This is a genomic window from Streptomyces sp. NPDC088387, assembly GCF_044753385.1.
In the GTDB taxonomy this organism is placed as follows: domain Bacteria; phylum Actinomycetota; class Actinomycetes; order Streptomycetales; family Streptomycetaceae; genus Streptomyces.
This window is the reverse complement of the sequence record NZ_JBIVNC010000001.1, coordinates 372642-384009: the sequence shown is the minus strand read 5'-3', so window position 1 is coordinate 384009 and position 11368 is coordinate 372642. Positions and strand designations below refer to the sequence as shown.

At 72.2% G+C, this 11368-nt stretch carries 11 protein-coding genes; 8 read left to right on the top strand and 3 right to left on the bottom strand.

Annotation, left to right across the window (positions count from 1 at the left end):
• The first annotated feature begins 10 nt into the window (after positions 1 to 10).
• A complete protein-coding gene (locus ACIQAC_RS01855; protein ID WP_402186064.1) occupies positions 11 to 1153 on the top strand; it encodes a glycosyltransferase family 4 protein in 1143 nt (380 codons plus the stop codon).
• Between the two features lie 201 nt (positions 1154 to 1354).
• Here the strand turns inward: ACIQAC_RS01855 and ACIQAC_RS01850 are convergent, their stop codons facing one another.
• Positions 1355 to 3151 (bottom strand): AMP-dependent synthetase/ligase, encoded by a 1797-nt coding sequence (locus tag ACIQAC_RS01850; RefSeq protein WP_402186062.1) that lies wholly within the window; start codon positions 3149 to 3151, stop codon positions 1355 to 1357.
• 354 nt (positions 3152 to 3505) lie between these two features.
• Between ACIQAC_RS01850 and ACIQAC_RS01845 the strand changes: the two genes are divergently transcribed.
• The 6 genes from ACIQAC_RS01845 to ACIQAC_RS01820 all read left to right on the top strand — a co-directional run bounded on the left by ACIQAC_RS01845 (position 3506) and on the right by ACIQAC_RS01820 (position 8882).
• Positions 3506 to 4261 carry a metallophosphoesterase gene (locus tag ACIQAC_RS01845; RefSeq protein ID WP_402186927.1) on the top strand — a complete coding sequence of 252 codons (756 nt, stop codon included), beginning with the start codon at positions 3506 to 3508 and terminating at the stop codon, positions 4259 to 4261.
• A gap of 120 nt (positions 4262 to 4381) precedes the next feature.
• Positions 4382 to 4822 (top strand): SRPBCC family protein, encoded by a 441-nt coding sequence (locus tag ACIQAC_RS01840; protein WP_402186060.1) that lies wholly within the window; start codon positions 4382 to 4384, stop codon positions 4820 to 4822.
• Positions 4823 to 5149: 327 nt separating this feature from the next.
• A complete protein-coding gene (locus tag ACIQAC_RS01835) occupies positions 5150 to 6322 on the top strand; it encodes an ArsA family ATPase (RefSeq protein ID WP_402186058.1) in 1173 nt (390 codons plus the stop codon).
• Positions 6323 to 6379: 57 nt separating this feature from the next.
• On the top strand, positions 6380 to 6877 hold the full coding sequence (locus ACIQAC_RS01830; protein WP_402186057.1) for a DUF5304 domain-containing protein: 498 nt from the start codon (positions 6380 to 6382) through the stop codon (positions 6875 to 6877).
• 135 nt (positions 6878 to 7012) lie between these two features.
• Positions 7013 to 7966 carry an ROK family glucokinase gene (locus ACIQAC_RS01825; RefSeq protein WP_402186055.1) on the top strand — a complete coding sequence of 318 codons (954 nt, stop codon included), beginning with the start codon at positions 7013 to 7015 and terminating at the stop codon, positions 7964 to 7966.
• Between the two features lie 166 nt (positions 7967 to 8132).
• On the top strand, positions 8133 to 8882 hold the full coding sequence (locus tag ACIQAC_RS01820) for an endonuclease/exonuclease/phosphatase family protein (RefSeq protein WP_402186053.1): 750 nt from the start codon (positions 8133 to 8135) through the stop codon (positions 8880 to 8882).
• 13 nt (positions 8883 to 8895) lie between these two features.
• Here ACIQAC_RS01820 and ACIQAC_RS01815 read toward each other — a convergent pair whose 3' ends face one another.
• A complete protein-coding gene (locus tag ACIQAC_RS01815) occupies positions 8896 to 9564 on the bottom strand; it encodes a hypothetical protein (protein ID WP_402186051.1) in 669 nt (222 codons plus the stop codon).
• Positions 9557 to 10336: an alpha/beta hydrolase gene (locus ACIQAC_RS01810; RefSeq protein WP_402186049.1), complete on the bottom strand. Its 780-nt coding sequence runs from the start codon at positions 10334 to 10336 to the stop codon at positions 9557 to 9559. Before ACIQAC_RS01810 ends, ACIQAC_RS01815 begins: the two co-directional genes overlap by 8 nt.
• 153 nt (positions 10337 to 10489) lie before the next feature.
• Between ACIQAC_RS01810 and ACIQAC_RS01805 the strand changes: the two genes are divergently transcribed.
• Positions 10490 to 11314 carry a lysophospholipid acyltransferase family protein gene (locus tag ACIQAC_RS01805; RefSeq protein WP_402186048.1) on the top strand — a complete coding sequence of 275 codons (825 nt, stop codon included), beginning with the start codon at positions 10490 to 10492 and terminating at the stop codon, positions 11312 to 11314.
• The last annotated feature ends 54 nt before the right edge of the window (positions 11315 to 11368 follow it).

The following is an 11368-nucleotide window of genomic DNA, read 5'->3' as shown; positions in this document are numbered from 1 at the left end:
GTCGGCGGCGATGCGCAAGACCCTCATCGTGACCAACGACTTCCCGCCCCGCCCCGGCGGCATCCAGGCGTTCCTGCACAACATGGCACTGCGCCTGGACCCCGAGCAGCTCGTCGTCTACGCCTCCACGTGGAAGCGCGGGCGCGAGGGCACGGAGGCCACCGCCGCCTTCGACGCCGAGCAGCCCTTCACCGTCGTACGCGACCGCACGACCATGCTGCTGCCGACGCCCGCCGTCAGCCGCCGGGCCGTGGGCCTGCTGCGTGAGCACGGCTGTACGTCGGTGTGGTTCGGGGCGGCGGCGCCGCTCGGCCTGATGGCCCCCGCCCTGCGCAGGGCCGGCGCCGAACGGCTGGTCGCCACCACCCACGGCCACGAGGCCGGCTGGGCCCAACTGCCCGCCGCCCGCAGCCTGCTGCGCCGGATCGGCGAGGGCACCGACACCCTCACCTACCTCGGCGAGTACACCCGCTCCCGGATCGCCGCCGCGCTGACGCCGGCCGCGGCCGCGCGGATGGTCCAACTGCCGCCGGGCGTCGACGAGAAGACCTTCCACCCCGGTTCCGGCGGCGCCGAGGTCCGTGCCGCGCTCGGCCTCACCGACCGCCCGGTCGTGGTCTGCGTCTCGCGCCTCGTCCCCCGCAAGGGCCAGGACACCCTGATCCGCGCCCTCCCGCGCATCCTCACCGCGGAGCCGGATGCGGTCCTCCTGATCGTCGGCGGCGGCCCCTACGAGAAGGACCTGCGCCGCCTCGCGGACGAGACCGGCGTCGCCGGCTCGGTCGTCTTCACCGGCGCGGTGCCGTGGTCCGCGCTGCCCGCCCACTACGGCGCCGGGGACGTCTTCGCGATGCCCTGCCGCACCCGCCGCGGCGGCCTCGACGTCGAGGGCCTCGGCATCGTCTACCTGGAGGCCTCGGCCACCGGCCTGCCGGTCGTGGCGGGCGACTCCGGCGGAGCCCCGGACGCGGTCCTGAACGGCGAAACAGGCTGGGTGGTCCAAGGCACCTCAACAGAGGAAACAGCAGACCGCATCACCACATTGCTGGCCGACCCGGAACTCCGCCGACGAATGGGGGAGCGGGGCAGGCAATGGGTGGAAGAGAAATGGCGCTGGGACTTGCTGGCCAACAACTTGAGAAACTTGCTGTAGACCCACCAAGGGGCGTGGAGCTGCATCAATTTGCGGCTCCGCCGCGTGGGCGCGCGACCAGCCACAACGAAGCCGCACCGGCCCACGGCCCTTTAAGGGGCGCGGGGCTGTATCGATGTGCGGCTCCGCCGCGTGGGCGCGAAAAGCCACAACGGCCCCGCACCCGCCCCCGGCGCCCCCCCGGCACCCCACTAGGCGCCCCTACTTCGAGTAGATCGCCTCGATCTCACTGGCGAAGTCCTTCGCCACAACACTCCGCTTGAGCTTCAGCGACGGAGTCAAATGCCCGGACTCCTCACTGAACTGAGCCGGCAGAATCCGAAACTTCCGCACGGACTCCGCCTTGGAAACCGCCGCGTTCCCGTCGTCAATGGCGTCCTGAACCGCAGCGATCAGATCCACGTCATCCGTCAGTGACGCCGCAGATGACCCCGCCGGCTTCCCATGGTCCGCGGCCCACCGCCCCAGGAACTCCTCGTCGATCGTGACCAGCGCCCCCACGAACGGCCGCCCGTCCCCGACGACCATGCACTCCGCGACCAGCGCATGCGCCCGGATCCGGTCCTCTATCACCGCCGGCGCGACGTTCTTCCCGCCGGCCGTGACGATGATCTCCTTCTTCCGCCCGGTGATCATCAGATACCCGTCCTCGTCGAGGGTCCCGATGTCACCGGTGTGGAACCACCCGTCGGCCAGCGCCTCCGCGGTCGCGGCCGGGTTGTTCCAGTACTCCTTGAACACGTGGTCGCCGTGCAGCAGCACCTCGCCGTCGTCGGCGATCCGCACCACCGACCCCGGCAGCGGCTGCCCCACCGTGCCGATCTTCTGGCGGTCCCACGGGTTGAACGTGGTCGCGGCACAGGTCTCGGTGAGGCCGTAGCCCTCCAGGACCGTGAAGCCGATACCGCGGAAGAAGTGCCCGAGGCGCTCACCCAGCGGGGCACCGCCGGAGATCGCGTACTCGCCCTTGCCGCCGAGCACCGCCCGCAGCTTGCTGTAGACGAGCCGGTCGAAGACCTTGTGCTTGAGCTTCAGCCCCAGGGCCGGCCCCGACGGCGTGTCCAGCGCCTTGCTGTACGCGATCGCGGTGTCCGCGGCCTTGTCGAAGATCCGGCCCTTGCCGTCGGCCTGCGCCTTGGCGCGCGCGGAGTTGTAGACCTTCTCGAAGACCCGCGGCACACCCAGGATCAGCGTCGGCCGGAACGCGGCCAGCTCGTCCGTGAGGTTCTTGATGTCCGGGACGTTGCCCAGCTTGATCGGCGCCATCATCGGCGCGACCTGCACCAGCCGGCCGAAGACATGGGCGAGCGGCAGGAAGAGCAGCACACTGCACTCGCCGGTGCGGAACAGCGGACGCAGCCGCTCCACGATGTTGCCGCACTCGGCGAAGAAGGCACGGTGGGTGAGGACACAGCCCTTGGGGCGTCCGGTGGTGCCCGAGGTGTAGACGATGGTCGCCGGGTCGTCCGCCTTGGCGAGCGAGCTGCGCTCCTCGACCGTCGCGTCGGACACGTCCTGGCCGAGCCGCCCCAGCTCCTCGACCGCGCCGGCCTCGATCTGCCAGACGTTCTTCAGCGCGGGCAGCCCGTCCCGCACCGACTCGACGGACGCCAGGTGGTCGGCGTCCTCGACGATGCAGGCGGTGACGCCGGAGTCACCCAGGACCCACTGCACCTGCTCGGCCGAGCTGGTCTCGTACACCGGCACGGTGACCGCGCCCGCGCACCAGATGGCGAAGTCCAGCAGCGTCCACTCGTAGCGGGTGCGGGACATCAGGCCGACGCGGTCGCCGGGCTGCACTCCGGACGCGATCAGGCCCTTGGCCGCCGCGTGCACCTCGGTGAGGAAGACGGTCGCCGTCACGTCCTGCCAGCTGCCGCCGACCTTGCGGGCGATCACGGCGACGTCGGGATGCTGCGCGGCGTTTCTGCGGACGATGTCGGTCAGGTTGCCGTCCGCGGGGACCTCGTACAAAGCCGGAAGGCTGAACTCGCGCAAGACTGCTGCTCCTCATAGGGCGCCGGCGCCACGACGTTGTGTGATGCGACGGCGGTCCAAGGCTCGGGCAGGTACTCAGGCGGTTCTCCGGGGCCTCGGGGCCCGCTGATGAACACCTGAGCACGACTGGACTGCCCGGACGTTACCCGCCGGTATGGCGTCTTCGACAGGGGGGCCGGGCGAGATGTTCGCCGCGTCACACGGATTGCTGTTCCTTCGCGCACAGTAGTCCACCGATTTCCGCACTGGCCAGTAACCCCAGGTCCGGCCGCCACTGTTCACTCATGCCGCACACGCCTACCCTTGATCGCCATGGCACCCTCACCAGCCGGAAACCGCGGCACGCGTGTCCATGTGGTCAGTGACGTGCACGGCAACGCCCGTGACCTGGCCACCGCCGGCGACGGCGCGGACGCCCTGATCTGCCTCGGTGACCTGGTCCTCTTCCTCGACTACGCCGATCACTCGCGCGGGATCTTCCCCGACCTCTTCGGCGCCGGGAACGCGCACCGGCTCGTCGAGCTGCGCACCGCCCGCCGCTTCCAGGAGGCCCGGGAACTGGGCGCCCGGCTGTGGGCCGGCGTCGGCGGGGACCGGGCGACGGTGATCGAGCAGGCCGTGCGCAAGCAGTACGCCGAGCTGTTCGCCGCGTTCCCCACTCCGACGTACGCCACCTACGGCAATGTCGACATGCCGCAGTTGTGGAAGGAGTACGCCGGTCCCGGGACGACGGTCCTGGACGGCGAGCGCGTCGAGATCGGCGGCCGCGTCTTCGGCTTCGTCGGCGGCGGACTGCGCACCCCGATGCGCACGCCGTACGAGATCAGCGACGAGGAGTACGCGGCGAAGATCGAGGCGGTCGGCGAGGTCGACGTGCTCTGCACCCACATCCCGCCGGAGGTCCCGGACCTCGTCTACGACACCGTCGCGCGCCGTTTCGAACGGGGCAGCCGGGCGCTGCTCGACGCCATCCGGCGCACCCGGCCCCGCTACTCCCTGTTCGGCCACGTCCATCAGCCGCTCGCCCGGCGGATGCGGATCGGGGCCACGGAGTGTGTGAACGTGGGGCACTTCGCCGGGTCGGGGCGGCCGTTCGTCCTGGAGTGGTGACAGCGGTGACTGCGGTGACGGCGGCGCCCTGACCGCGCGGTAGCCTTCACGCTGCATCCACGTGCGTTACTCGTGCGTACACGACCTGCGTTACCGGCCCGCATCGGAGGAGCCACGGCGATGGCGGAACACACCAGTTCGAGCATCACGATCGAGGCGGCACCGGCCGAGGTCATGCGCGTGATCGCCGACTTCGCCCGCTACCCCGACTGGACCGGCGAGGTCAAGCTGGCGGAGGTGCTGGCGACGGACGCGCAGGGGCGCGCCGAGCAGGTCCGGCTGGTCATGGACGCCGGCGCGATCAAGGACGACCAGGTGCTGGCGTACACCTGGACCGGTGGGGACGAGGTGTCCTGGACGCTGGTGAAGTCGCAGATGCTGCGGTCGCTGGACGGCTCGTATCTGCTGAAGCCGTCGGGGGCGGCGGCGACGCAGGTCACCTACCGGCTGACGGTCGACGTCAAGATCCCCATGCTCGGCATGATCAAGCGCAAGGCGGAAAAGGTCATCATCGACCGCGCACTGGCGGGCCTGAAGAAGCGCGTCGAGTCCGGCGAGTAGCCCGTCGACCGGCCGCGGGCCGGCGGGGGTTTTCGCGCAGTTCCCCGCGCCCCTGAAAAGGTCGTCGGTCGGCCGCGGCCCGGTGGGGGCTGGTCGCGCAGTTCCCCGCGCCCCTGAAAGCCACAGCCCGCGGAGCCGCGGGCATGCGTGCCGCAGGGCGGCGCCCACCCACGCGCCGCAGTCGCGGCCGCCGCATCCGCGTAGCCGCGGGCATGCGGGCCGCCTGGGGCGGCACGGGTGGGCGCGGCGGCACCCCCGTCGCGCCGGGCTGTGCATCGCCCCCCGCCCCCCGACGCCGCACGCGAGTGCCCAGGTACGGTTCCACAGATGCGCACCATCCTGTTCACCGGCCCCGGCGGCACCGGCCGTACCACCGTCGCGGCCGCCACCGCGCTCCAGGCCGCCCGCCAGGGCACCCGCACACTCCTCATCGGCACCGACCGCACCGACACCCTCGGCGCGACCCTCGGCACCCCCACCGGACAGACCCCCGTCCGCATCACCCCCGGTCTCACCGCCTGGCGCCCCGACGCCACCACCCGCTTCCGCGAGGACCTCGCCGCCTTCCAGGACCGCGCCACCACCGCCCTCGACCTGCTCGGCGCCGCCCGCCTCGACCCCGAGGAGCTCACCCCCCTCCCCGGCGCCGAGGAACTCGCCGTCCTGCGCGCCCTGCGCGACGCCGCCCTCGCCGAGGACGCCCACGACCTCGTCGTCGTGGACCTCCCGCCCACCGAACAGGCCCTCGCGCTCCTCGCCCTCCCCGAGGAACTCCGCCGCTACCTGCGCCGCCTGCTGCCCCCCGAACGCCAGGCCGCCCGCGCCCTGCGCCCCGTCCTCGGCCGCCTCGCCGGCGTCCCCATGCCCGCCGAGTGGCTGTACGAGACGGCCGCCCGCTGGGACATGGACCTGGCCGCCGTCGAGGCCGTCGTCGCCGACCCCGACACGACCGTACGACTGGTCGCCGAACCCTCCCCGGCCGGCGCCGACGGAGTCCGCACCGCCACCCTCGGGCTCGCCCTGCGCGCCCTCGCCCCGGAAGCCCTGATCGCCAACCGCGTCTTCCCGGAGCCCACCGAGGACACCTGGCTGGCGGGCCTCGTCGCCCAGCAGCGCAAGACCCTGGAGGAGTGGCAGCACTCCCACGACCCGCACCGCGTCGCCCACCTCGGCCGCGACCCGCGCGGCACCGACGACCTCACCGCCCTCGCCGTGCCCGGTGTCAACCCCCGCCCCGCCCCGGTCGAGTGGCCCGTCACCTCCCGGCTCACCGACGACGGCGTCCTGCTCTGGCACATCCCGCTGCCCGGCGCCGACCGCGACGAACTCGACCTCGTCCGGCGCGGCGACGAACTCGTCCTGGGCGCGGGCCGGTTCAGGCGGATCGTGCCGCTGCCGTCGGCACTGCGCCGCTGCTCCGTCGCGGGCGCGAGCCTCGTCGAGGGCGAGCTGCGGATCCGGTTCGCGCCGGACCCGGAGCTCTGGCCGACGACCCGGTGAGGTCGATTCGTCCGTTCGGGTAACGTCGTAGGGACGAGACGTAGTCAGGAGACCGCCATGAGCGAAGAGCGCCCACCGTCCGACGCCGCTCCCGAGCCGGCGGCCGGCAAGGTGTCGCCGGTCACCGACGCCGACGCCTGGGCCACCGCCGTCGCCGAGGACCTCGCGGCGGAGAAGGCCCGTCGTCGCGCCGAGTACGGCACTCCGCCCGGCTCGGCGGCCGACGAGCTGCTCCGGCTGGTCGACAGCGTCGCCGACCGGCTGTCCGGACTACAGTCCCCGCTGTTCGGCGCGGTCGCCGGACCCGCCGCCCAGCAGGTGGTGAAGCAGGTCGTCCAGCAGGCCAAGGCCGCCGTCGAACCGGTCATCGAGCGCAACCCGGACGTCTTCGACCACCTCGCCTCCGCCGGCCAGGAACTGCTCGCCGCCTACCGCTCCGCGGTCCAGGCGCAGGAGCAGCGCTGGACCGGGCGCGCGGCCGACCTCGACAAGCCCCGCGACCGCGGCGACGAGGACGGTCCGGGCGCTCCGGGCGAACGCATCGACCTGGACTGAAGCCCGTTCGACCTGCACCGAGGCCCTGCGGTCGGCTTCCCGACCCCCCTTTCCACGGGGCGGACGACGGGAACCCGACCACAGGGCCTCGGGTACGGTTGGCCGTAGCGGGGCTCGACCGAAACTGAGGGATTCATGGGACTCACCATCGGCGTCGACATCGGCGGCACGAAGATCGCGGCCGGCGTGGTCGACGAGGAAGGCAACATCCTCTCGACGCACAAGGTGCCGACCCCGGGCACGCCCGAGGGGATCGTGGACGCCATCGCCTCCGCCGTGGAGGGCGCGCGCGCCGGGCACGAGATCGTGGGCGTGGGCATCGGTGCGGCCGGTTACGTCAACCGGCAGCGCTCTGAGGTCTACTTCGCGCCGAACATCCACTGGCGCAACGAGCCGCTGAAGGAGAAGGTCGAGGCCCGCGTGGGCCTCCCCGTCGTCGTCGAGAACGACGCCAACGCGGCCGCGTGGGGCGAGTACCGGTTCGGCGCGGGCAAGGGTCACCGCAACGTCATCTGCATCACGCTGGGCACGGGCCTCGGCGGCGGCATCATCATCGGAAACAAGCTGCGCCGCGGCCACTTCGGCGTCGCCGCCGAGTTCGGCCACATCCGGATGGTCCCGGACGGCCTGCTCTGCGGCTGCGGCTCGCAGGGCTGCTGGGAGCAGTACGCGTCCGGGCGGGCCCTGGTGCGGTACGCCAAGCAGCGCGCCAACGCCACCCCGGAGAACGCCGAGTTGCTGCTCGGCCTCGGTGACGGCAGCCCCGACGGCATCGAGGGCAAACACATCTCGATGGCCGCCCGCCAGGGCGACCCGGTCGCCGTCGACTCCTACCGCGAGCTGGCCCGCTGGGCCGGCGCGGGCCTCGCCGACCTGGCGTCCCTCTTCGACCCGTCCGCCTTCATCGTCGGCGGCGGCCTCTCCGACGAGGGCGAGCTGGTCCTCGACCCCATCCGCAAGTCGTACAAACGCTGGCTGGTCGGCGGCAACTGGCGGCCGGTCGCCGACGTCATCGCAGCCCAACTCGGCAACGAGGCAGGCCTGGTAGGAGCAGCAGACCTGGCGAGAGAGCCCGACCCGATCATGTAGCAGCACAATTCCGGCGCCGAACGCAGCCGAACGCCGGGCGCCCGCAACGCCGCCAGGGGCGCGGGGAACAGCGCGACCAGCCACGACGAACCGTCAGTCGCACACCACCTCGCGCCCCACCCCATTAGGCGCCCTTCGGCCCGGCGCCAGGCGTAAATTGATCAGCATGCCAACCCCGCTCCCGCCCTCCTCGACGGAGTCGGACGGCACTGCCGTCATCCGCGTCCTCAGCTACAACGTCCGCTCACTGCACGACGACCCCGCGGCCCTCGCCCGCGTGATCACCGCCTGCGCCCCCGACCTGGTCCTCATCCAGGAGGCCCCCCGCTTCTTCCGCTGGCGCAAGAAGCTCTCCCGGCTGGCCGCCGCATCCGGCACGGTCGTCCTCTCGGGCGGCGCCACCGCGTCCGGCCCGGCGCTGCTGTGCACCCTGCGCGCCACCGTGGAGCGCACGGAGGACGTCCTCCTCCCGCTCACCCCCGGCCTGCACCGCCGCGGCTTCGCCACCGCCGTCGTCCGGTTCGGCGCCGCCCGGCTCGGCGTCGTCAGCTGTCACCTCAGCCTTCAGAAGGAGGAGCGTCGCGCGCAGAGCGGGATGCTGCTCGACCGGCTCGCGGGGATGGGTGTGGAGCACGCCGTCGCGGGCGGCGACCTCAACGAACGCCCCGACGGACCGGCCTTCGCCCGCCTTTCGGAGACACTCCAGGACTGCCGTACGGTCGCGCCGTGGGGCGGCGAGCACACCTGGACGCGGACCGGTCCGCCCAGCCGGATCGACGCGATCTTCGCCACCAAGGGCGTCGAGGTGCTCGGCTGCGGGGTGCCGGAGGGACTGCCCGGGGTCACCGGCACAGACCTGAGGGCGGCCACGGACCACCTGCCGGTCCTCGCCGCCCTCCGCGTCCCCCCGAGCTGAGCCGCCGTCCGGCTCAGACCACGGCCCCGCGTCCGGGGTCGCCGTCCTCCTCGTCGTCCGTGCGCATCCGGGCCACCAACGTGGCGAATCCACCGAGGAATCCGCCGATCCCCAGCGTGGCCAGCCACCACGTCATGTCCCAGCCGAGCAGCACCGCGAGCAGCAGCAGCACCGGCCCGCCGATCACCCCGAGCCACGCGAACTTCGCGGTGACGTCGGCGGTGGGCAGCGGCGGCGGCTCGGGCGGCACGAAGTGGCCCTCCTCGCCCTCCTCGTCGATGTCGTCGGCGTCGGACGGCTCGGCCACGCTGTAGTCGCGCGGGCCGCCGCCGACGCCCGGCGCGAAGGCGATCGAACTGCCCAGCGGCCGGGGCGTCTCCTGCCGCGGCTCGGGCTCGGCGCTTCCGTCGTCGCCGTCGTCCGCCGCGGACGTCTTCTCGCTGTTCTTCCCGGAGGCGCGCTCGGCGTTCTTCTCGACGTCGAGCAGCGCCAGATCCTCGATGGACTTGAAGGGCTTGGCGCCCGGCGGGTCCGGCGGCTCGCTGCCGTACCCGGCGACGATCGCGGCCCACGCGGCGTCCTCGTCGAACGGCACGCTCTGCTCGTCCGGCTCGGGCCGCTCGCGTCCGTCCCGCTCGTCGCGGTCCTCACGGTCCTCGCGGTCGGAGTCGTGCTCAGCCACCTGCGGCCGTCCCTTCCTTGCCGACACTGGGTGCGAGCCGGCCGATGAACCCGAGACTCTCCTCGAAAATCCGGTCCGCATCGTGGTCCAACGTCGCCACGTGGTAGCTCTGTTCCAGCAGCACCTCACGGACATCGGTCGACGAGACACGGCTGAGGATCCGCGCCGAGTCGGCCGGCGGCACCACATGGTCCTGCGGGCTGTGCAGCAGCAGCAACGGCTGGGTGACCTGCGGAAGCTCGCCGTCGACCTGCTGGAAGAACCGGCGCAGCGAGTGGGCCGCGTGCAGCGGCACCCGGTCGTACCCGACCTCCTCGCCGCCGGGCTTGGCGATGTCGCTCGTGATGCCGGGCGTCGAACGCACGAAGTGCCGGACCACCGGAAGGGCGTGGGCCGCGAGTCCGTGCACCTTGTTGGCCGGGTTGACGACCACCACACCCGCCACGTCGTCGCCGTGCTTGGCGGCGAGCCGCAGGGCGAGGGCGCCGCCCATGGAGAGGCCGAACACGAACACCTGCGTGCACCGCTCGCGCAGTGCGCGCAGCGCGCGGTCCACCTCGGCGTACCAGTCGTGCCAGCCGGTGAGCTGAAGATCCTCCCAGCGTGTGCCGTGTCCGGGCAGCAGGGGCAGCGAGACCGTCAGGTCCCGCTCGGCCAGGTACTCCGCCCAGGGGCGCAGCGACTGGGGGGAACCGGTGAATCCGTGGCAGAGCAGGACGCCGACCTCACCGCCGTCGTGGCGGTAGGGCTCGGCTCCGGGGAGGACCGGCACCTTCGGTCTCCTGTTCACGAGAAGGGCGACAAAGGTCTGCTTCACCGTACGCGACCGCACTGACACCGACCAGGGTCGTCGGGGCCTTTGCCCGACCTCCGGGTTAAGGTCTGAGCGACAAACACAGGAGGCACTCGGTTGTTGTACGGCGCGATGAAGGTTTCCGTCGGGGGGCCGTTGAAGCTCGTCTTCCGGCCCTGGGTGGAGGGCCTGGAGAACGTACCCGCCGAGGGGCCCGCGATCCTGGCGAGCAACCACCTGTCCTTCTCCGACTCGTTCTTCCTGCCGGCGGTCCTCGACCGCAAGGTCACCTTCATCGCGAAGGCCGAGTACTTCACCACCCCGGGCGTCAAGGGCAGGCTGACCGCCGCGTTCTTCAAGAGCGTCGGCCAGCTGCCGGTGGACCGCTCCGGGGCGCGCGGCGCGGGCGAGGCCGCGGTCCGCAGCGGTATCGACGTACTGGAGCGCGGTGAGCTGTTCGGCATCTACCCCGAGGGCACCCGCTCGCCCGACGGCCGTCTCTACCGGGGCAAGCCCGGCGGCCTCGCGCGCGTGGCGCTCGCCAGCGGCGCGCCCGTGGTGCCGGTCGCGATGATCGACACGGAGAAGATCCAGCCGCCGGGCCAGGTGATGCCCAAGGTGATGCGGCCCGGCATCCGGATCGGCAGGCCGCTGGACTTCAGCCGGTACCAGGGCATGGAGCACGACCGGTTCGTCCTGCGCGCGGTGACCGACGAGGTCATGTACGAGATCATGAAGCTCTCCGGCCAGGAGTACGTGGACATCTACGCGACCGCGGCCAAGCGGCAGATCGCGGAGGCCGCCAAGGCCGGGAAGGAAGCGGCGAAGGAAGCGGCCAAGGCCGAGAAGGCCGCGCTCGCCCAGGCCGGCAGAGAGGCCCAGGCGGAGAAGGACGCCCCGGCAGCGGAAGGCGCCCAGGCCGGGACAGAACAGAACGCGAACGAACGCGCGGAGTAGGGGACAGGGCCCGGTCCCGGCACGGCAGTCTGGGACCGGACGTACGGGACGCGG